Source organism: Microbacterium sp. WHRI 7836, assembly GCF_040223885.2.
Taxonomy (GTDB): domain Bacteria; phylum Actinomycetota; class Actinomycetes; order Actinomycetales; family Microbacteriaceae; genus Microbacterium; species Microbacterium oxydans.
Window position 1 is genome coordinate 776,968 of the sequence record NZ_CP168171.1, and the last position, 20,766, is coordinate 797,733.

At 62.9% G+C, this 20,766-nt stretch carries 17 protein-coding genes; 10 read left to right on the top strand and 7 right to left on the bottom strand.

Translation table 11 applies throughout. The annotated features are described in order from the left end of the window. Positions 1–152 precede the first annotated feature (152 nt). Entirely contained in the window at positions 153–2,873 is a 2,721-nt protein-coding gene (locus ABRP18_RS03630; RefSeq protein ID WP_062635597.1) for an ATP-dependent RecD-like DNA helicase, read from the top strand. A gap of 184 nt (positions 2,874–3,057) precedes the next feature. Here ABRP18_RS03630 and ABRP18_RS03635 read toward each other — a convergent pair whose 3' ends face one another. Continuing rightward, a complete protein-coding gene (locus ABRP18_RS03635) occupies positions 3,058–5,562 on the bottom strand; it encodes a hypothetical protein (protein ID WP_349885554.1) in 2,505 nt (834 codons plus the stop codon). Between the two features lie 529 nt (positions 5,563–6,091). Between ABRP18_RS03635 and ABRP18_RS03640 the strand changes: the two genes are divergently transcribed. Further along, on the top strand, positions 6,092–6,961 hold the full coding sequence (locus tag ABRP18_RS03640; protein ID WP_062635599.1) for a hypothetical protein: 870 nt from the start codon (positions 6,092–6,094) through the stop codon (positions 6,959–6,961). A 402-nt stretch (positions 6,962–7,363) separates the two neighbouring features. Here the strand turns inward: ABRP18_RS03640 and ABRP18_RS03645 are convergent, their stop codons facing one another. Further along, on the bottom strand, positions 7,364–8,989 hold the full coding sequence (locus ABRP18_RS03645) for a hypothetical protein (protein ID WP_349885555.1): 1,626 nt from the start codon (positions 8,987–8,989) through the stop codon (positions 7,364–7,366). Next, on the bottom strand, positions 8,989–9,861 hold the full coding sequence (locus tag ABRP18_RS03650) for an HNH endonuclease (protein ID WP_349885556.1): 873 nt from the start codon (positions 9,859–9,861) through the stop codon (positions 8,989–8,991). Before ABRP18_RS03650 ends, ABRP18_RS03645 begins: the two co-directional genes overlap by 1 nt. 366 nt (positions 9,862–10,227) lie before the next feature. Here ABRP18_RS03650 and ABRP18_RS03655 point away from each other — a divergent pair, with 366 nt between their 5' ends. Further along, the gene (locus tag ABRP18_RS03655) at positions 10,228–10,782 is read left to right on the top strand and encodes an SLATT domain-containing protein (RefSeq protein WP_197073244.1); all 555 of its coding nucleotides are present in this window, start codon (positions 10,228–10,230) and stop codon (positions 10,780–10,782) included. Next, complete coding sequence (locus tag ABRP18_RS03660; protein WP_045264191.1) at positions 10,782–12,080, top strand: nucleotidyltransferase; 1,299 nt, start codon at positions 10,782–10,784, stop codon at positions 12,078–12,080. The genes ABRP18_RS03655 and ABRP18_RS03660 overlap by 1 nt, the downstream gene beginning before the upstream one ends. 491 nt (positions 12,081–12,571) lie before the next feature. Here ABRP18_RS03660 and ABRP18_RS03665 read toward each other — a convergent pair whose 3' ends face one another. Then, positions 12,572–12,970 carry a low molecular weight phosphatase family protein gene (locus ABRP18_RS03665; protein ID WP_062635603.1) on the bottom strand — a complete coding sequence of 133 codons (399 nt, stop codon included), beginning with the start codon at positions 12,968–12,970 and terminating at the stop codon, positions 12,572–12,574. Between the two features lie 21 nt (positions 12,971–12,991). Beyond that, positions 12,992–13,666, bottom strand: a complete 675-nt coding sequence (locus ABRP18_RS03670; protein WP_046747248.1) for a helix-turn-helix domain-containing protein — start codon at positions 13,664–13,666, stop codon at positions 12,992–12,994. Positions 13,667–13,714: 48 nt separating this feature from the next. On the opposite strand from ABRP18_RS03670, the gene ABRP18_RS03675 reads away from it, so the two are divergent. The 6 genes from ABRP18_RS03675 to ABRP18_RS03700 all read left to right on the top strand — a co-directional run bounded on the left by ABRP18_RS03675 (position 13,715) and on the right by ABRP18_RS03700 (position 19,402). Next, complete coding sequence (locus ABRP18_RS03675) at positions 13,715–14,476, top strand: MIP/aquaporin family protein (RefSeq protein WP_046747249.1); 762 nt, start codon at positions 13,715–13,717, stop codon at positions 14,474–14,476. An 11-nt stretch (positions 14,477–14,487) separates the two neighbouring features. Further along, complete coding sequence (locus ABRP18_RS03680) at positions 14,488–15,888, top strand: FAD-dependent oxidoreductase (RefSeq protein WP_349885557.1); 1,401 nt, start codon at positions 14,488–14,490, stop codon at positions 15,886–15,888. 109 nt (positions 15,889–15,997) lie between these two features. Beyond that, positions 15,998–16,357, top strand: coding sequence for a helix-turn-helix transcriptional regulator (locus tag ABRP18_RS03685; RefSeq protein ID WP_062636047.1), 360 nt, complete (start codon positions 15,998–16,000; stop codon positions 16,355–16,357). Continuing rightward, positions 16,354–18,264 carry a cation-translocating P-type ATPase gene (locus tag ABRP18_RS03690; protein ID WP_197462137.1) on the top strand — a complete coding sequence of 637 codons (1,911 nt, stop codon included), beginning with the start codon at positions 16,354–16,356 and terminating at the stop codon, positions 18,262–18,264. The genes ABRP18_RS03685 and ABRP18_RS03690 overlap by 4 nt, the downstream gene beginning before the upstream one ends. Next, positions 18,264–18,872 (top strand): cadmium resistance transporter, encoded by a 609-nt coding sequence (locus ABRP18_RS03695; protein ID WP_045264185.1) that lies wholly within the window; start codon positions 18,264–18,266, stop codon positions 18,870–18,872. The genes ABRP18_RS03690 and ABRP18_RS03695 overlap by 1 nt, the downstream gene beginning before the upstream one ends. Beyond that, entirely contained in the window at positions 18,872–19,402 is a 531-nt protein-coding gene (locus ABRP18_RS03700) for a signal peptidase II (RefSeq protein WP_374168964.1), read from the top strand. Before ABRP18_RS03695 ends, ABRP18_RS03700 begins: the two co-directional genes overlap by 1 nt. An 85-nt stretch (positions 19,403–19,487) precedes the next feature. On the opposite strand, the gene ABRP18_RS03705 is transcribed toward ABRP18_RS03700, so the two are convergent. Further along, positions 19,488–20,093 (bottom strand): DsbA family protein, encoded by a 606-nt coding sequence (locus ABRP18_RS03705; protein ID WP_374168965.1) that lies wholly within the window; start codon positions 20,091–20,093, stop codon positions 19,488–19,490. 334 nt (positions 20,094–20,427) lie between these two features. Then, positions 20,428–20,739, bottom strand: a complete 312-nt coding sequence (locus ABRP18_RS03710; RefSeq protein WP_045264357.1) for a hypothetical protein — start codon at positions 20,737–20,739, stop codon at positions 20,428–20,430. Positions 20,740–20,766: the final 27 nt, after the last annotated feature.

Here is a 20,766-nt window from a genome sequence, read left to right on the forward strand (position 1 = left end):
GGCTGCCGAGGTACGTGCTGAAGATTGGACGGAACTCGGCTAGTTCGTGACGTACTGCAACCACGCGCGGTACTTTGAGCGTACAGCGATCCATCCCAGCGCTCTGGCACGAGCCACAGGTTGGACACGACGAGGCTTGCAAGGGGGCGGCGATGAGAACAGTCGATGATCAGATCCGTAGCGCCGATCGTGCCATCTGTGACAGCATCGCTGCGCTGAAAGGCGATCGTGCACTTATGTCGCTCGTGGTTTTGTCACACCTTCGAAATCTCGTAGAGGGAGCAGCGGTTCGCCTTCACACGGGCCGTGCTGATGCTGACTACGACTACGACGCGATTCAGGCGGCGCTGGTCGCCATCGGGTCAGCGCCGAAGCGCGTTCAGTTCCTGCACCGTTTCCACAAATTGCTACAGGAGAGCGTGTCGCACTACACGATGGATGGTGACACCTCCGAGCGGCTGATGCTCAAGTACTACGAGTACCTCATCAGGCTACGCCTGCTGCTGCGGGCAGCTTGCAAGATTGAGACGCTCAATAATCTGGAGGATTTTCCGGTCAACCTCGATCCTTCACTTCGCGAGTACCACCGCAAGATCGCCGCCCGGATCGATGCCGTCCGCGCCAATCCGACACCAGGAGGTGTTCGGAACCGGTACTACGTCCATCGAATCCGGCCGATCTTCACGAAAGGGCGGATTCTCTACGAGGTAGTCTTCCGCGCGACGACTGATCACTTGCAGAAGGTCGACCGAATCATTGCCTTCACGGACATCGAGATGACGGACAAGTACGCGGCGAACCTTACCGTGGTTTCCGAAGCCATCGACGTGCTCGGCCAGACGATGCCGATCACCATCATCACGGACTGGGAGGTCTCGATTCGTCCGTGCGAGTTCGACAACTTCGCTCGGTTGTTCGGAGTGGCGTCGAAGGTATCGTCAGGGTCCAGTGAGTACCGCGTGCTTATGGAGTATTTGACTCGAACGGAGACTGGACTCCTCGATGTCGTCGCGCTTCCTGACACTAGGTTTGCGGGGCTACGAGAGGATGCCACGCGGCGCGTCCAGAAGGCGGCGATCTTTCCCGTGCTTGAGAGGGCCCGCGATCTGATTTCCCGCCATCGCCCCGGGCACAACATGATCCGCTACCTCATGCTCAGGATGAATAACCTGATCCTCAAGCAGCAGTACAGCTCTCAAACCTCTAGCCTGCTTTCGAATCTCAACCTGGATCGCGGATGCAAGCCATTCGATTCAATGCCCTTCTGCACCTCGCCGAAAAAGCACAACGTCACGTTCTCCGACCTGGTCGAAAGTCTGGACACTCGTGACCGCGTCCACGAGCTGCTTGCTCGTCGTGTAAAGAACAACGTCGAGCAGCACGGCATGCTCTACACACCCGATGAGGAGCTTGAGCGCTTCGGCGACATTGACGCTTTGATCGCGACCTTCAACAGCAAGCTCTGGCACGGGCACCGCCCGGCGCGGGACCTCGTCCACGACAAGAAGCACGTCTTCGTCCAGGAGTACGAAGACGACTCGGTCGAGATCATCGAAGAACTTCAGGCCCACGCCAAATCTGGGATCGGCGGATATACCGAGGCGGTCGAGCGATGGCTTGAGGAGACGCCGACGGTGAACGTGGATGATCCGGTGAAAGAGGCAGCGCTCAAAGCACTGTTCGCGAGTTCCCAGGTCGCCTTGATCTACGGTGCAGCCGGCACGGGAAAGTCGACGATGATCGACCACATCGCTCACTTTTTCAACGACAAGAGGAAGTTGTTCCTGGCGCACACCAATCCGGCGAAGAACAACCTTGAGCGGCGCGTCAGTGCCCAGAACTCCACGTTTCGAACGATCGCGAGCCACCTCTGGAACGACACCGGCACCGAATTTGACGTGCTGTTCATTGACGAGTGCAGCATCGTCAGCAACGACGATCTCCTCCAGGTGCTACGGCGGACGTCGTTCGAACTACTTGTTCTTGTCGGGGACAGTTACCAGATCGAATCAATAAAATTCGGCAACTGGTTCACGTTGGCTCCGGCGTTCCTGCCGGACTCCTCGGTGTTCGAGCTCACCAGCCCCTACCGCACGAAGAGCGCCCAGCTACTGAAGTTCTGGGATGCCGTGCGCGGCATCGAGCCGAACATCGAAGAGTTGCTGGCTCACTACGGCTACTCAGCCGTGCTCGACGAGACCCTCTTCGCACCGCGCAATGACCAAGAGATCATCCTGTGCCTCAACTACGACGGCCTATACGGCATCAACAACATCAACCGGTTCCTCCAGAGCGGCAATCCTGGCGAAGCGACCGTTTGGGGCGTCTCAACGTACAAGATCGGCGACCCCGTCTTATTCGGGGACACCTCGCGATTCAGAGGAGTCATCTACAACAACCTCAAAGGAACGATTGTTGGAATCGAAACCTTCCCCGGTCAGATCCAGTTTGACATCGAGTTAGATCGGATACTCACGGCATTTGATGTCGCGCGAGTCTCCGGATTGCAGTGGCTCGGCGGCTCGACGGTCCGTTTCTCCGTTTCGGAGCAGGGGAGTACCGACGAGGAGGACGAGTCCAATAGCAAGACGGTTCCGTTCCAAGTCGCCTACGCGGTTTCCATCCACAAGGCGCAAGGTCTCGAGTACGATTCCGTGAAGGTTGTGATCACCGACGCCAACGAGGACCGCTTCTCACACAGCATCTTCTACACGGCGGTTACCCGAGCTCGAGAGCGCCTCACGATCTTTTGGACGCCAGAGACCCAACACGCTGTGTTGAGCCGGCTCGAACGACCGCACCAAGGACGGGACCTCGGTCTACTCCGTGGACGCCGCGGGCTCAAGTCGATTGGGTCGAAGAAGCGTCCCTAGTCTCCGGTCGGTGTCGCCACCGGCTGCTGAGCGGGGTCTGGTCAGGCCCAGCGGCAAGATCGGCACCACGACCCGCGTCGCCGAAGTGGGGAACAGTCCGAAATGGCCGACTTCATCTCCACTCGTCTCCGTGCATGTGTGCGGCGCGCGCGGCGGTTGGGGTTCGCGTGCAGTTTCGTGACGGTCAGTCGAGTTGGTCGGAGACGGGGCGGCGGCCGGCGCCGCGTTCGTAGATGACAGACACCCCGTGCGGGACGCGCCAGCTCTCGAGGGGGAGAGAGGCGATGAGGACTTCGAGGAGTGCGGCGGTGTGTGGGTCGTCGATCAGTTGCGCGGTCGAATTGTCGGTGACGGTGTCGTTGTGCACGAGGGTCACGCCGACCTCGCCGCTGCCGAACGGTGGTGCGTGGTAGAAGTTCAAAGCATCGAGGAGGGGTCTGAGGGCCACGACCGCGTCGCCGGGTTCTGGCAGCGACGAGATGTGGTCTTCGAGGACGGTGCCGAGGCAGTCGAAGGTCTCGGAGGTTCTCGACAAGATCGGTTCTGTGGCGTCCCGGAGCGCTGCCTGACTGATCCCTGCGTCGAGCTTGGTCATCGCGAGGAGGAACCGGGCGGTGTGACTTGCTCGTGGAGTCCCGGATAGGGCCTGGATGAGTGTGTTGCGAATGAGGCTTCGTGTGGTGGAATCGGCGCTGGCTGCTGCGGTGAGGCCGTCCGCGAACGCCTGCATGTTGCGTGGTGCCGGGCCGGTCAATGCTCGGAGGGCGACTTGGACGAGTCGGCGCAGCCATTTAGGTGTCTGGGTGGCGAGGCCATCGTCGAGGAGGGCAGCGGCGAGTTCGGGGCCGATCGGGCTCAACCAGCCGGGCCACGTCTCGCCGATGTCGACGTTCTCCACGATGTGGACGATCATTTCTCGTTGTTCGTCGGTGCCGTTGGAGAATACGTATCCGGCCATGAACACCCAGGTTGCGCGCCAGTGCGGGCTGGGGGCGAGGGCGATGAGCCGCGTGCGAAGGTTGGCGTCGTTGGTTTTCACGAGTGACCGAGCAGCCATGAGTTCTTGAAGGCTGCGGACTTCGAAGGCGAACCCGTCGTCTTCGGCGGGCACGAGGAGGACGAGCCGTTCGGTTGCGGCTTGCATGATCCGGTCCCCGATCTGGGTTCGGAGGCGGTCTGTGTCGTGTTCGAGTTCGGTGAGTCGGGCGTCGAGAAGCTCGCGCATCTGCCCGCGGGGCATCACCGATTTTTCGCCTCCGGAAGTTTCCGCCTTGATGTGGAGGACCCGGCCGACCGTTTCGTGCAGATAGATGATGGCGTGATTCTGTGACGCGAGGAGGGGTGCCAGGGTGGTGGGTTTTCCTGCTTCGCGCGTGTACATCGTGTCGAAGTACTGGGAGTAGAGCTGGTAGCGGTCCGAGGGCAGTGTTCCGACTCGCTCCAGGATGATCGTCATGATCAGTACCTGGAGCGGAGTCTTCATGAGGCGTTGCATCGTGCTCAGTGAGAACTGACGTTCCAGGGACGCGAGGAGTGGGTCTCGGCGGTCCGGATCGTCGGCGAGGCGCCGTTGAGTGACCATGCGCCCGTAGCGTTCTGCTGTTTCCCGATCGAGGGAGGTGAGGTTAAGTTGACGGAATCGTTCGGGCATGAATCGTTCCGCGTCGCTGGAGGGGCGGGTGGTGACGATGCAGAGGAGGTCGGCGTTGCTGTTCTCGAGGTCTTCCACAAAGTAGGTGATCGCGTCGAGCACTCGTGGGCGGACCTCGAGCGCGGTCACTTCATCGAGCCCGTCGAGGATGATGATCGACGGCCAGGAGGTGAGCCACCGTTTGAGGACGTTCGGTTTGATGTCGATGTCGGCCCGGCGCGAGATCGTGTCGGCGAGGAATCGGAGCAGCATGAGGTCGCCGCTCGGCCCGATGGCCGCAGCGAAATCCGTGAGCCTGATGAGCACGGGCCATCGCCGCCCGGTAGGACCATCCGTCCCGAGGCCGCGGAATGCTGCCTCGGTTGCTTCGCGGACGTGCCGAGCGGTGGGTGGCAGAGACTCTTCTGCCGCAAATTGTGAGCGAAATGCCTGCGTGACGAATTTCGTGATGGTGCTCTTGCCGCTTCCTGCTCGTCCGGTTATGACGACGTGGGGGCGCTCCACCCGATCGGCCATCATGGGTTTCAGCACAGCGCTTGACCGGGTGAAGATCTCGGAGAGGACCGTAGACTCCGTTGCGTCTTCGTCGGTAGTTTTCAGGTCGATGACGATCTGCTCGACGGACTCGCGGTCGCTGCCGCCAGCTTCTTGAAAATGGACCCAGCGTTCGGCGGACAGCGCCGCTCCCGCGTGGGTGTGTAAGAAGGGATGCAGCTCGTCGGGCCTCAAGGTGTCGGAAATCTGAGTGAGGCGTTCGAGCAGGTCACCCACGGTGAGGAGAGCCCTGAACCCGTTGCGCACGGATCCGTGCGCGGTGAGAAGAGAGTTGACTTTGTCTCGGTGCCACACCCGGATCTGTCGAAGGCCGCGCTTTCGCAGGGTGACTCTCGGGTCGCCGGACGCGGGGTTGTCCAACCATTTGGCAAGGTGCGCGGTGAGGCGGTCGATGCCGGCGCCCGGCGCACTCGAGATGCGGGCGTTCGTGACGAAAGGAGGTGGTCCGGGACTGAAGCCCGGGTGCTGGACATGTCCAGCCATTTCTCGAGTTCCGCGTCGATCTGCTTGAGAAGCCAAGAGAGGTTGTTAGCGGGATCGACGGAGTGATGCTCGCGCTGTTTCGCTTGGATCACCGTGTACCCATCCCACACGTTCGGATCGTCAGGCTCGGTGCCCCACCGAATGAGCCCACGGAAGGTGGCCTCGCGCCCCCCGTCCGGCCCCGCCCCGAAGGCTTCAAGCCCTGGACCGAACACCTCCTCACACACGGCGATCGTCATTTGTTCGAAAGCGCGCGGACTGAGTTCCTCGAGCGGGTAGTCCTGGGCCATGGGGGCTCCATTCGTGGTCTTTCGAGGCGAGATGATTCAATACGTGACAGATCCAGTCGGTCGCATCAATGTACCGAACAGGGCCACTGTTTCACGGCAGGGTGCTCGCCGAGGCTGCTCGAGCAGGAGCGTTGAAGATTGTGCGAAGCGCCCTCCCTTACGAGTGACCCGTGCCGAACATGTCCGGAGAAGCGCAGAGCGTCGGCCTCGGTAAGATCACGTGACCGCCAGGAGGCCACGTGATCTGTCTAGCCGCCCTCGCCTGCGTCGCGCCGGCCCCTAATCCTCTTGCCGACCTGGTGCAGGTGGGGATCCTGGTCGTCGCGGCTGTGGCACTCTTCTGGGCTGTCCGGGAGTGGGTATGGGGCGGCAGCATCCTGAAGGTGCAGCTCGAGCTCGGCCAAACCGATGGCCTCCGGATGGTACGTGCCTCTCCGGCAGATATGGAGAACCCCGATGCCATCGACTGGCGGATGCCATACAGACTGGACGGTCCCGCACTCGATGTCGCTGTCATCACAGTGATCAACAAGGGCCGAACCCCGGTGACGGTACTCAGCCCGGCGCTGCTCTTCAGCTCGAAGGGTGCGGAGGACTTGCGAGTGTCGGGTCAGCTGGTAGGCGGCAGCTGGGGAGAGGACGAAAGCCGGATCCGGCTCGAGGTCCATGACTCCTGCGTCTTTACCCTGATGCTGCAGCCGATGGCCGTCATCGCGCGCAGCGACATGACCTTCCAGAAGCCTCAAGGAGCGGGGGGAAATATCTGGGCTCGCGCAGCCGTGACGTCGGGGAAAGGTGGCGTCAAACTATCGCCGAGCTCCGTCCGGTCGAGAGCGAAGTGGTACTCGCTGAACCGCCTGGATGCTCGATGGAAGGTGAGCACTCCGTTGCGCGGGAAACCCCTCACTCCCACCGAAGAGCTGATGGCGCAGTTCCTAGCCCCCGGCGGAGATGTCTACGATCAATCGGTGCTGCTCGGCAGCGTGCTCGGTGCCGCGGAAGCAGGAGAATCCGTGAACGAGCTCGCCGCGCGGGTCGAAGACCGATACGGGATCATGAATGCCGGCAAGATCGCGATGCGCGCGATGGTCCTCGCTGGGAAGCTCTAGGGGCTTCGCGGCCTTCGAGAGTGCAGGCTGACCGCTACGCCAATGGCTGCGCACGGGCACCTCGCCCCGGGCGCTTCTGATTGGGGAGGGTAGTGCGGGGTGCAGCTGTGTACGTGAGCGTGAGGATCTCGCCAGCTGCAGGGGTCTTCACGGCGAGTGGTCGATAGGTGCGTTCCCACTCGGCGGGCACCGCGAACTCCGCAGGCGGCTCCAGGTGAGACAGGCGCGTTTCGCGTCGATCGCCATCTGCAGCCCGCCACTATGGCGTAGTTGGTGAAGCCCGCGTGCAGGAAAGTTCTGGTGAGGATCGCGCCTGCCTTGCTGGCCGAGACGGAACTGATGGGCTGCCGGTGCTCTGTCCGTGCTCGGCGCGTCGACTGCGTTGTGCCGAACTCGTCGGTGCTACGGGAACGACTTTTCATCGATTCCGGTGAGATCCCACGGCGACGCGAGCACTGGCTCGGTTTCAGAGCGGACTAACCGTGAGGGGGCCCACGCTACAAGGTGCTCGCCTTGCGGCGGACTCATGATGTAGTCGCGCGGGTGCCCGGGGCTGTCGGTCGCCGTGGTGGGATGCACCTCGAGCTGCTGATGCCAGAGGTGCGTCGCGGGCGTTGGGATCTGTTGCCCGGCGAACGCGATCGATCCCTCCTTGATGGTGATGACCTGCGGTGGATTTCCCGATGGTGAGGTGACGGTCGCGCTCTTTAGGCGGGCATGGACGACTTTGCCTTCCCAGATCAGACGTGTCTGCCGCAGTCTGACGCGTTCCAGGTTAGTGAAGCGTCCGTTGCAGACTCCGATCTCATTTCCCGTGATCCTCTCGATCTCGATCACATCACTGAGCGCCTCCTCGATAACGCGCATCTGGAGTTCCTCTTCGGCGCTGAGGTCCTCCATCGAGATGGTGATGTTTCCGCCGGGGACGTCGAACACCGCGCGATCTGCTGAGTGCAGGCGCCGTGCGAGCTGTGTGGAGCGAAGCTTTTGCGCGTTTGTGAGTTCGAGGTACTTTTCCTCAGCGAGGGTGCATGCGACTGCCCGATCGTTCTCGAATGTGAACGCGAAGGTGAGGATGAGGCACCCATCGACGAAAATGTCCCATTCGACGCCGCCTTCTTCAGGGCGACGGTGCATGACTGCGGCTTCGAGGTTCGTATGCTCGTCGCCAGTCTGAAGGGTGAGGGACACCTGATTGGCGGGGTCCTGCAGGAACACGTCAGAGACGGTGAAGCGCGACCATTCGGTCGGCAGGTCGCTGCCTTCCGCTAGATCAGGGACCGCGGTGCCGGTGTCGGCGTAAAACACGCGCACATCGATCGGTGACTCCGACTCGTGAACGCTTACCGCGGACGTCCATGCATCATCAGGCAACATGATCAGCGATCGTTCTTGCAGGTCGCGAACAAGGTCCAATGTGTCGAGTGTGAGCATTGCGATGCGCGAGAACACGCGAACCGCCGCGGTGTAGCGCTCCTTGAGATCATGCTCGAGCGCCGCCACCTTCGCTCCGCGGGGGTCCGCGTGGACGAGATCTGCGTAGAGCCAGCCTGCCGCAAGTTGCGTATCCGAGACGATGCTGGTCGGTGCATGATCGGGTCCGACCGCCTGAACGGTGTATCCCTGGACTTGTGTTCCCTGGATTTCCGTAGACCCCCAGGCTGCTCGTAGGGCCGTGATTCGCTGCCTATCGGAAGCTGATGCCGCCCCGGCAGTCAATGCGGTGATCGCGTCGAGGACCCGGTTGTAAAAGATCGGCTCCGACTCGACCGTGAGCGGGCGCAGGCGAGCGACGAGAGACTCGACGGTCTCCTCATCGGGCAGGTCCTCTACGACGGTAAAGCGGCCCGCGAGATCGATGTTGCCGCGGATCATGGTGTTGGCGAACGCCTGGAGGCGGTCCCTCGACTGCGAGAGTGAGTGCGCGGCAACCCGTCGCGCACGCAGAACAAAGCGTTCCACGATCTTTGCGGGCTCGATCGTCGGTGCCACCTTCTTCTGGCCGCGACGATCGTTCTGAGCCGCCATCAGTCCACACGCCTTGTGAATCCCGTGATCGGGTCGAACGGCCAATCGACGGCGAAGACGCGATTGAAGCTGATCACCATTGCCGATTCCGTTAGTTCATCCGAGGCTGCCATCAAGATGATCTCGCCAGGGCTCGGTTCGTGTGCGGAACGCGCGACCTTGATGGACCTCGCTACGTCGCCGAGCTCAGCCTTCTGGTCACGGGGCACGTCTCGGGCAACGAGGAGCTCAGCTCTCAACGCATCAGCGCGGGGCGTCCGCGGGATCGCGTGCAGCGCAACGCATCCGGCCAAATATGCAGTCTTGACCGCTGCGATGTGCGAACGGGTTGCGTCGACAATCTCGTAGCTCATCTCGAACTCCTGTTCTCCCAAGATCTGAGAGACCGCCGGGTCGTGTTTGCCGTGTTGGAAGAGAACAAACCCGCCGGATGCGTTCTCGCGTAGTAGGTACTCGCCAACGCTGCGGCGGCCGGGAACGGTCTTGCCCGAGAGTCGTACCTTCCCGATCGCGTTCTCATACCAATTGCGCAGGTGCGGCTCGTACTTGCTGCCGAACTCGTTGTTGCAATTTTCACAGGTCATCGTGATCACGCTCCCGCCAACTGAGTGGGGCGGCACATGCTCTCGGCTTCGCGGCTCCGGCGCGAAGAAGATCGGGCAAACACCAAAGTCGACAAAATCGAACGCGACAGGGAGCGCCTGAAAATACCGCTCTGTTCCCAATGGCCGCGGCATACGCACCTCGAGCGTCGACCCATCCTCCAGACGAAGAACGGCCTGGCTGAGCTCAGGGATGCCGCGACCATTCGCACGCCCATTGACGCTTTCAATCACACCGCGTACACGAGGCTGGCCAGACGAATCGCTCACGGGTCAGACTGTACTCGTCGTCCTCGACGTTGCGGGAATGTCCGCTAGCTCTCTAAATCGAGGAAGTAGCGCGACTGCGTCGCCTCTATCGGTGAATTCGCTCAGGCTTCATGACGGATCGCGCTTGTGAGCCGGATGTAAATTCCGGGGCATGCAGAGTCGTTTCTCTCTGGGGTGAACGGAAAGAGTCGTAGCCTGCGCGGGACTTCGTCCCCCAACGTTCCGGCCGAGCTACGCCCATTGGTTCGCCTTCGAAACGGGCCGTGTCGGTGTCCGCCGCTAGCATGCACTTGCGGCGGACTGTCGCCGTGGGCTGGGGGAAAGATGCATCGACGAGAGACAGAACCGTCAGAGGCGGGTCGTGACTTGCTTCTCAACCAGGTGAGAGAGCTATATGGGCGCATCGCGTACACGCAGAAGACCCATGAGAAGCAAGCTGACATCTGCGCGATGTCCTCGCGGAGGCAAAGAGTCTGGAAGTTCGTTCTCACGGCGGTCGGATCGGGGACGTTCCTAGCGTCACTCTTCGGGCTGCTGCTGGACCCGCAGTGGGCATCGCTAGCTACCTCCTTCATCGCCGTGCTAGTCACGGCGGCAAGCCTGGGTGACCGGACATTCCGATACGGCGAGGAGATGCAGCAGCACCGCGACACCGCGGCTTTGCTATGGAACTTGCGGGAGTCGTATCTGTCGCTGATTGTGGACCTGAAGTCCGAGTCTCTGCCGCTCGACCAGGCGCGGCAGAAACGAGACGAGCTGCAGAAGGCGGCTCAGGCCGTGCTGAAGGACGCCCCGCGAACGACACCGCAGGCGTATGCCATGGCTCAATCCGGCCTGAAGGACAAGGAAGATCTCACTCTCAGCACGCAGGAGATCGATTTGATGCTGCCGGAGGCGCTTCGAGAGGATTGGGAGCACTGATGTCGCAAACCGGTGACATCTTCGATGGTCTCCTCACCAATCTCAGGGTCAACACTGCTGAGAGCATCGCCGACCGGCGGGACGAAGTAACGAAAGCTCTGAACAGCGAGTTCCGCAGCTTGACCGGCTCCACGGCGAACAAGCTGATGGTCGGTTCCTACGGTCGTTGGACAGCGATCAAAGGTATATCGGACCTTGACCTCCTGTACATATTGCCGTCCAGTCTGCGCGCCTCATACGAGGAGGAAGGCGGGCCGCTCAAAGCGCTGCGGCGCGCCCGCGCTGCGATCCAGAAGCGGTATCCGACGACGACTGTCGGGGTCGACAGGCTGGTCGTCGTAGTGGAGTTCTCGAACTTCACTTTCGAGGTGCAGCCCGTGTTCGAAAACGAGGACGGGTCCTTCGACTACCCGGACACTTACAGCGACTCGTGGAAGATGACGAAGCCTCGCGATGAGATCTCCGCAATCAGCGAGGAAGACTCAGCTACTAGTGGCAATCTGCGACGCTTGTGCAAGCTCGCTCGAGCATGGCGCAACAAGCAAGGAGTCGTGATGGGCGGGCTGCTCGTAGACACCCTTGCGTACAATTTCCTAACGTCTACGACGGAACATCGCTCTGGCACGTCCGAATCCTACGGCGAGATGATGCGCGACTTCCTTCTGTACCTCGCGGACCAGGTGGACCACGATTTCTATCTGGCGCTTGGAAGCCGTCAGCGCGTTCGAGTCAAGAAGCGCTTCCAGAAGAAGGCTGCGTCCGGCGCTGAGCTTTGCACCGAGGCGGTCGACGCTGCTGGTCAGAAGAACGAGTACAAGAAGTGGAGAGCAGTATTCGGAAAGTCCGTCCCAGCAGTAGTGGCTGGAGGGGAGAATGCGCTTGCAGCCAGATCGTTCAACGACACGGAGGAGTTCATCGAGGACACCCATCCCGTGGACATCCGTTTTTCGGTCGAGATCAGCTGTACCGTGACCCAGGACGGATTCCGTCCTACCTCGCTGAACTCATTTCTCAACCTGTTCTCGCTACTGCCCGCAAAGAAACAACTTACGTTCGCGATCGACAACATCGACGTGCCGGGATCATATGAGGTGCGTTGGAAGGTACTGAACCGAGGAGCCGAAGCTGAGCGGCGGGATCACGTACGCGGTGAGATCATCCGTCCGACCCACGGCACCGAGCGCCGCGAAGTGACCTCCTTCCGAGGGAATCATTACGTGGAGTGCTACGTCATCCAGCGCAACGTCGTCGTGGCTCGCGGGCATATCGACATCCCGATCGCAGCAGAGTCTTCCTAGACCGCGCCCCTGGTGCAGTGGGTGCCCATGCCCGCGGCCCTGCGGCGATCCACCCTGCCACAGGTGACTGGCTCCAACGCCTCTCGAGCAAGTCAGCTTGGTCGATCATTCTCGTCGTCGGAATTTTGATAAGCGTCATGAGGCAAGTCGCTCCATGTGCCGGCTACAGCTGTCCCGGAAACTCGCGGGATCGCGATCCGATCTCACGACAACTCTCGTGAGATCGGACATCAAGCAGATTTCGACAGGCCTGTCGTTTCTCACGAAAGTCGTCACTTTCTCACGAATGTTGTCGCAGTTCTCATGGAAGGTGGCGGATTCTCATGAAACCTGTCGCAGCACCGATCGGCGGCGAAGCTACCGACCCCGCCGAGAATGATCGTGTACGGCGGGATGACTCGTACAGCCGCTGAATGGGGTCCAGAAACGTGAGCCGTCAGAGGGTTTTGGCAGGCGTATTCGCTGACCTCTGGCGCTCCGCTCCAGTCAGCTCAACGGTTGAGAAGTGAGCTCTGGATCTTCTCGGATACGGCTTGGCGCAGCGGGCGCACTGCTTCGGCGTCCCAGGACGCCGGGTTGGGGAACGACCATTCCAGGAGTTCCCCGCGAGGCGTCGCCGGCAGGGTGAGTCCGGGCTTCATCAGGACCACGATGTCGGCGGCGTCCAGGTCGTCGACGGTGACGGCGCGCGGCACACGATCGGTGATGTTCATTCCGAGTTCTGCGACGGTGGCGGCCACGGCCGGGTTTACTTCGTCGGCGGGAGAGAGGCCCGCCGACGTCGCGGTGAACCGGTCGCCGGCCAGGTGCTCTAGGAGCGCTGCGCCGAGCTGTGAGCGGCCGGCGTTGTGCTGGCAGATGAAAAGGACGGTTGGGGGAGCGTCAGTCACGGGGTCTCTTCCGGGTTGGGTTCAGCTGGCGGCGAGACGGGGAGCGAGTTCCGCGATGCGGCGCTCCAGCTCGTCAAAGGCGGTATCGAAAGCGTCATCGGTGCCGATCCGCACCGGGTCGGGAATCGACCAGTGCAGGTGCCCGGAGACGCCGAGTTCTTCGTGAGCGTTATCGCACACCGTCACCACGAAATCCGAATCGGTCAGGACCGAAGTCAGGGCGCGCGGTGATTCCGTTGGCAGCGCGAGTGCGTGGCGCTCGGCTGTGGCAACCGCTCCCGGATCTATCCGCTCGGCCGGGTGCGTTCCTCCCGATGACGCCGGGATGCTGCTGCGGGTAGACCACAATGCCGCAGCAAGCTGCGACCGGGCGGAGTTCGCCGTACAGACGAACACGACGCGATCCGCGCGCTCCACTCGGCCGGGAGTGAGCCCGCGAAGTGCGGTTTCGGTTAGGTGAACGTAGCTGCGCCGTTTGTCGGCCTCCGAGCGGGAACGCGAGACCATCCCCACGGACTCCAGCACATTCAGATGATGTGTGACGAGGTTGGAGGGAAGGCCCAACGCCACCCCGATTTCGGTGGGGGAGAGGTCGCCCAGCGTGAGACGGTCGACGATCCGTAGGCGAGATGGGTCACCCAGCGCGGCGTGCTTTGCCGCGCGCGCCTCCACCTGATCAGTTCGTTCAGTGTTCATTGTTTCAATCTTGACTGAACTACCCCTCTCGGGTCAAGATAAGCCGACATGAACATTGCTACCCGCTCCCAGTCCGAGCCCGCGCGACCTCACATGCTGCGCCGAACTGCTGCCGAGTTCCTTGGAACGGGCCTGCTCGTCACGATCGTTGTGGGTTCCGGCATCGCTGCGCAGCGCCTCTCGCCGGATGACGTCGGCCTCCAACTGCTGGAGAACAGCCTGACCACCGCGCTCGGCCTGACGGTCCTGATCCTCATGCTGGGCCCCGTGTCTGGCGCGCACTTCAACCCCGTGGTGTCGATCGCAGATTGGCTGCTCGGACGCCGCGCCGGGACGGGACTCCCGCTGCGCGACCTCACCCCGTACCTGCTCGCGCAAGTTCTCGGCGGGATCGCCGGAACGTTCTTGGCGGGAGTGATGTTCGACGCCGCCCCCGCGCTCTCATCGAACGACCGCGCGACCGATGGCCACCTGGTCGGGGAGGTGGTCGCCACCGCGGGACTTGTGCTGTTGATCTTCGCGCTCGCGCGCACGGGCAAGGGATCGACCACGGCGGCCGCGGTCGGCGCGTACATCGGCGCGGCGTACTGGTTCACAAGCTCTACGTCGTTCGCGAATCCCGCGGTGACGATCGCCCGCATGTTCACCGACACCTTTGCCGGCATTGCGCCCGCCTCTGTCGCGCCGTTCATCGCTGCACAGCTCGTCGGGGCTGCGATCGGCCTCGGCCTGCTGCTCGCCCTCTACCCGACCGCCGCCCGCACGGCCGGCGACGTCGTGCTCCCTCAACAACTCGAAACCCAGCCCTGAAAGGCACCCTCATGCATCTTGTAGCGATCGGCGGAAGCGACGCCGGAATCTCCACCGCCCTACGGGCCCGCGAACTCGACCCGTCCGTCGATGTCACCGTTGTCGTGGCCGACGCGTACCCGAACTTCTCGATCTGCGGCATCCCGTACTACTTCTCCCGCGAGGTGCAGCCCTGGCAGTCGCTCGCCCACCGCACCCACGCGGATCTCGAAGCCACCGGCATGAACCTCCGTCTGGACACCCTCGCCACCGGCATCGACGTCAACAGCCGCCGACTCACGGTCCGCGACGCGAACGGCAGCGAATCAACGATCGCGTACGACGAACTCATGGTCGGCACCGGAGCATCCCCGTCAACCGCCGGCATCGCAGGCCTCGACCAGCTCGGCCCCGACGACGGCGTGCACCTGCTGCACTCGATGGGCGACACCTTCGCGCTAGAGAAGTACCTCGACGACCATCAGCCCGAGACGGCAATCATCGTCGGAGCCGGCTACGTCGGCCTCGAAATGGCCGAAGCCCTGACCGTGCGGGGCCTCCAAGTCACCCAGCTCCAGCGCGGCCCCGAAGTCCTCTCCACCCTCGATCCCGAACTCGGCTCCCTCGTCCACGACGAACTCACCAGACACGGCGTCGACGTCCTCACCGGCACGCGCGTCGAAGCCGTCACCCGTGAAGCCGCATGGATCACCGTCACAGGAACCCACGACGGAGAAGCACTCTCTCGCACCGCTGACGTGGTGCTCGTCGTCGTCGGCGTGCGACCTAACACCAGCCTTCTCACCGCAGCCGGCGCAACCACGGGCGCGGGCGGCGCTGTCGTCGTCGACGAACAGATGCGTACCGGCCTGCCGAACGTGTGGGCGGCCGGCGATGGGGTGGTCACCCACCACCGCCTGCTCGGCGTCACATACCTTCCTCTCGGCACCACGGCGTATAAGCAAGGACGCGTCGCAGGGGAGAACGCGATCGGTGGCGATACGCGATTCGCTGGGAGCCTGGGCACGCAGGTCGTGAAGGTGTTCGATGTCGTGGCCGCACGCACGGGGCTTCGTGACCACGAAGCGACAGCCGCCGGTTTTGCCCCGCACAGTCACACCGCGATCGCGGACGACCACAAGCGGTACTACCCGGGCGCGTCGCCCATCAGCATTCGCATCACCGGAGACACCAACGACGGCCGTCTGCTCGGCGCGCAGCTCGTGGGCACTCGCGGTGCCGAAATCTCCAAGCGCGTCGACACCTACGCCACGGCTCTGCACCACGGCATGACTGTCGCGGCGATGAGTGACCTCGACCTGTCGTACACGCCCCCGCTCGGCTCACCGTGGGACGCCGTGCAGGTCGCAACCCAGGCGTGGGAGCGGGAAACGCGCCGGTCGGCATCTGCGCTGCGACAGCCTGCTGCTTAGGATCGCTCTGACGTGGGGATACTCCGGGCCCACCAACGACGCTGGAAGCCTTACTCGGGTCCTCTTTCGACGATCGCGATTGGTCACCGATGGCTGTATAGTTCAGTACGTGCTGACTATTGCTTCCCGTATCGATGTAATGAACCGGCTTGGCCGGGCGATGGCCGATCCGACGCGCTCCCGGATCCTGATGACCCTGCTCCAGGGGCCCAGCTATCCGGCCGTCCTCTCGCGCGATCTGGTACTCACTCGTTCGAACGTGTCGAACCACCTGACGTGCCTGCGCGATTGCGGAATCGTCGTCGCGGAACCAGAAGGCCGCCAGACTCGCTATGAGATCGCCGATTCGCACCTCGCTGCTGCCCTCATTGCGCTGGTGGATGTGACGCTGGCTGTGGATGAGCACGCGCCGTGCGTGGACTCAGCGTGTACGGTGGCCGGTTGCTGTGCGACGGGGGTGGACGCGTGAGCGCGGCGTGTGGCTGCGAGCACGAGCCTGCCAGCGCGGTGGACGAGGAAATCGAAGAGGCCGAGCGCCCCTGGTGGAAAGACCGCGGAGTTCTGGTGCCGGTTTTCTCCGGGGTCGCGTTCCTGGCCGGCCTGATCTTGGAGTGGTCTGGCCAGGAGATCCCCGCGCTGGTGCTGTTCTGGGTCGGTCTGCTGCTGGGTGCCTCGACGTTTACGCCGGGAGCGGTTCGAAAGCTGTTCAAGGGCAAGCTGGGCATCGGTCTGCTGATGACGATCAGCGCCATCGGTGCAGTCATCCTCGGCTACGTGGAGGAGGCCGCAGCTCTCGCGTTCCTGTACTCGATCGCTGAGGCGCTCGAGGACAAGGCGATGGACCGTGCCCGCGGCGGCCTGCGCGCACTGCTCAAGCTCGTACCGGAAACAGCCACGATCCTGCAGGGCGACACTACTGTGCAGGTGCAGGCGAGAGAGCTGACGGTCGGCCAGGTCATGGTGGTCCGGCCGGGCGAGCGGATCGCGACCGATGGGGTCGTGCGTTCTGGTCGCTCGAGCCTGGATACCTCGGCGATCACCGGCGAATCGATCCCGGTAGAGGTGGAGCCCGGCGATGCGGTGTCGGCGGGTGCGATCAACAGTGCCGGTGCGCTGGAGGTCGAGACGACGGCTGCTGGCACCGACAACTCGCTCACTACGATCGTGGAGCTGGTAGAGAAAGCGCAGACAGAGAAGGGCGAGCGTGCTCGTCTCGCGGACAGGATCGCCCGCCCGCTGGTGCCCGGTGTTCTGATCCTCGCGGCGCTCGTCGCGATCATCGGGTCGCTGCTGGGCGATCCAGAGGTGTGGATCACCCGCGCGCTTGTCGTGCTGGTCGCGGCTTCTCCGTGTGCACTCGCAATCTCGGTGCCACTCACGGTCGTCGCCGCGATCGGCGCCGCAAGCAAGTTCGGCGTGATCATCAAGTCCGGTGCCGTCTTCGAGCGCTTCGGCACCGTCCGGCACGTTGCCCTCGACAAGACCGGCACCCTCACCCGCAACGAGTCCATCGTTACCGCTGTCCTCACCGCAGATGGCGTGTCGGAGGCTCAGGCGCTGGCGTGGGCGGCAGCGCTGGAGCAGCACAGCACGCATCCTCTCGCTGCCGCGATCACGGCGGCCGCTCCGGGTGTCACAGCCGCTGCGGACGTGACCGAGCGGGCTGGTCACGGCATTGACGGCACGGTCGACGACTCGAGAATCACTGTGGGAAGCCCCCGCTGGCTGGACGCCGGCGCGCTCGGGGATCGGGTCGCGGAGCTCGAAGAGCAGGGCATGACCGTCGTGATCGTGCATCGTGACGGGACGCCGGTCGCCGCGATCGGCGTCCGTGACGAGCTGCGCCCAGAAGTCCCCGAGGTGGTCCGAACGCTCACCGGCCAGGGCGTCGGCGTGACGATGCTCACCGGCGACAACGCCCGGACTGCCCGTGCGCTTGGTGCGCAGGCCGGGATCAGTGACGTGCGAGCCGAGTTGCGTCCGGAGGACAAGGCGACCGCGATCGCGGAGTTGTCGAAGGTAGGGCCGGTCGCGATGATCGGTGACGGAATCAATGATGCCCCGGCTCTCGCCGGCGCAGACATCGGCATCGCGATGGGCGCGACCGGCTCCGACGCAGCGATCGAATCCGCCGACGTCGCGTTCACCGGTCACGATCTGCGTCTGATCCCGCGCGCGTTTGACCACGCCCGACGGGGACGACGGATCATCAACCAGAACATCATCCTGTCGCTGCTGATCATCACCGCACTGCTCCCGCTCGCGCTCTTCGGTGTCCTCGGGCTCGCGGCGGTCGTCCTGGTCCACGAGGTCGCCGAGGTCATCGTTATTCTCAACGGCCTGCGCGCCGCCCGCACTCCGCGAGTGAAGAGCTGATGCTCGCGACCATCGGATCAGCGATCGGCCTGTTCGCTGCGACCAACATCGATGACATTGTCGTGCTCACCGTGCTGTTCCTCGCTTCCAGCCGAGGAAAGCCGCGACCGTGGCAGATCGTCGCAGGCCAGTACTTCGGGTTCATCACCCTCGTCGTGATCAGCGTGATCGCCGCGCTCGGCCTCACGATCGTCCCGGACGAGTGGGTGGGCTTCCTCGGGCTGATCCCGCTCGGCATCGGCATCTGGACGCTCGTACGTGGCTTGCGTCGAAACGGTGATGACGATGATGATGACGCCAAGATCACCGCGGTCGGGTTGTGGGGCGTCGCCGGGATCACGATCGCCAACGGGGCCGACAACATCTCCCTTTACACGCCGATCTTCCGCACCAGCGCGCCCGGCGACGTCGTCGTCATGATCGTCGTGTTCCTCATCCTCGTCGCCGTCTGGTGCGCTGCCGGACGGCTGATCGGCACCAACAAGGCCGTCACCGAGGGGCTGGAACGAGTCGAGCACTGGCTCGTACCGGCCGTATTCATCGGTCTCGGGCTGTTCATACTGATCGAATCCGGCGTCATCGTTCGCCTGATTGAGGTCCTCGGATGATGTCGTCCGAGGCCGAAGCTCGCCCGTCTATTGCGCGAAAAGTGCCGTCGGCGCCGCGCTGGCAACTCACGGTTGGAGCGCTCCTGATCGCCGTGTTCGTCGTCCTGATCGATCAGGGAACGAAAGTGTGGGCGGTAGCGACTCTCACGGAGCGCGAGCGCATCCCGCTGGCGGGCGACCTGCTGGGCCTGCAGCTTGCGTACAACCCTGGTGCCGCCTTCTCCTTCGGCGAAGACTTCACCTGGGTGTTCGCGCTGCTCGCTGTCGCCGCCACCGTTACAGCGATCGTGTTCGCGTTTCGAGTTCAACGCCTGGGATGGGCGATCATCATCGGCGCGCTCGGAGGAGCCGCAGCATCACACGCAGGCGACCGTCTCTTCCGAGATCCCGGGTTCGCCCGCGGACACGTCGTGGACTTCCTCGCCTACGTGAACTGGTTCATCGGAAATGTCGCGGACATTGTGATCTTCGCTGCTGCGATCGCCGGAGCGTTCCTTATGATCCGCGGCGGCGATGAGACCCAAGAATGAGACGTCTAGGGCAGCCGCTAATGCGCGGATGCGGTAGGAGGGCTGATTGCGGCGGCAGGACGCGAGAGGGTTCGAACACTCGAGGTCAACGGTTGGTCGCCTCGTCGAGTGCGTTAGTCAGGTCGCTGAGCTGAGTGAGTTCAAGCTTCTCGCCATCCAGGAAAAATGATGGCGTGCCGCTGACCCCAAGATACTGTCCATCGTTGAAGTCAGCTTCGACTCTCTCCCTAGTCGCCGGGGCGGCTACAGCCGCGTCATAGGCACCCAAATCCAACCCGAGGTCCTCCGCGAAGGTACGGAACAGGTCCGCTCGCGAGGTCTGCTGTTCGCCCCACTGAGTCTGCGTTTCGAACAGGCGCTGATACATCTCCTCGAACTTCCCCTGCTCGGACGCGGCTTCCGCAGCCAGGGCGGCGTTCATCGAATTGAAGTGTCCGGGGAGGGGGTAGTAGCGAACGACGTAGTTGATTCCACCCTCGTACTGTTCGCGGATCTGCTCGACGACCGGATAGAACGCACCGCACGCTTCGCACTCGAAGTCGAGGAACTCAACCAGCGTCGGAGCGTCTGGCCCGGACGCGTCGAGCACATGCGAATCCGCACGGGTACCAGGCAGTGCACCTTCTGTGCGGGATTCCGGAGCTGCGGGGCGGGTCATCAGGACGACCACGAGCGCCATAATGGCGAGCACGGTGAGGGTGGAGCCGGTGACGAGGGCGACCTTGACGGGGGTTTCAAGACGGATGCTCCAGATCGGTGGCGGGCGTCGCCAAGGTAGGGAGGTTTAGAAGAGGGCGAGTAGGGGCGTCTCGTTCATTGCATCGAGACGAAAGCAAAAGTCAGCACACGCTGACTGTACAGGGACTGCTGACTAACTCTCCTGGTGATCCGGTGGATGGTCGCGTCGCAGACGAAGCGCAACCCACCAGCCGCACCGGCGACAGATGAACACCCCGCGCTTCCCAAGGGCATGCAATTTCCTTCGGGGCAACGATCGCCCGCAACACGTACATGTCTCGTCTGACTCAGCGGCCACGAGTGATGATCGCCTCCCGGATCTGATCAACCGTCGGCGTACCTGCCACGCCCGCGGGTGTCGCGTAGACGCGACACGCTAAGGCGACGCTGTGATCCGCGCCGGGGAACAGATCCTTCCCGTTCAGTGTGATCGTGGGAGACCCGGCAAAGGGAACCGCAGCGGCATCCTCCTCCGTGCGGATGAGTCGATAGCGCAACGGCGTGGCCCCATGGCCTGTCTCCCGAAGCGCCTCGGCAACATTGTGGCCCGCGGCGATCCAGCTGGGACAGCCCGCGATATGCAATAACTCAATCTCCATGATCACAAGGATCCTCCCATCTGCTGC

What these genes read in the sequence shown, in the direction of transcription:
- ABRP18_RS03630 (WP_062635597.1), top strand. Translation starts at nt 153, where the DNA reads ATGAGAACAGTCGATGATCAGATCCGTAGCGCCGATCGTGCCATCTGT.
- ABRP18_RS03635 (WP_349885554.1), bottom strand. Translation starts at nt 5,562, where the DNA reads ATGGCTGGACATGTCCAGCACCCGGGCTTCAGTCCCGGACCACCTCCT.
- ABRP18_RS03645 (WP_349885555.1), bottom strand. Translation starts at nt 8,989, where the DNA reads ATGGCGGCTCAGAACGATCGTCGCGGCCAGAAGAAGGTGGCACCGACG.
- ABRP18_RS03660 (WP_045264191.1), top strand. Translation starts at nt 10,782, where the DNA reads ATGTCGCAAACCGGTGACATCTTCGATGGTCTCCTCACCAATCTCAGG.
- ABRP18_RS03670 (WP_046747248.1), bottom strand. Translation starts at nt 13,666, where the DNA reads ATGAACACTGAACGAACTGATCAGGTGGAGGCGCGCGCGGCAAAGCAC.
- ABRP18_RS03675 (WP_046747249.1), top strand. Translation starts at nt 13,715, where the DNA reads ATGAACATTGCTACCCGCTCCCAGTCCGAGCCCGCGCGACCTCACATG.
- ABRP18_RS03680 (WP_349885557.1), top strand. Translation starts at nt 14,488, where the DNA reads ATGCATCTTGTAGCGATCGGCGGAAGCGACGCCGGAATCTCCACCGCC.
- ABRP18_RS03695 (WP_045264185.1), top strand. Translation starts at nt 18,264, where the DNA reads ATGCTCGCGACCATCGGATCAGCGATCGGCCTGTTCGCTGCGACCAAC.
- ABRP18_RS03700 (WP_374168964.1), top strand. Translation starts at nt 18,872, where the DNA reads ATGTCGTCCGAGGCCGAAGCTCGCCCGTCTATTGCGCGAAAAGTGCCG.
- ABRP18_RS03710 (WP_045264357.1), bottom strand. Translation starts at nt 20,739, where the DNA reads ATGGAGATTGAGTTATTGCATATCGCGGGCTGTCCCAGCTGGATCGCC.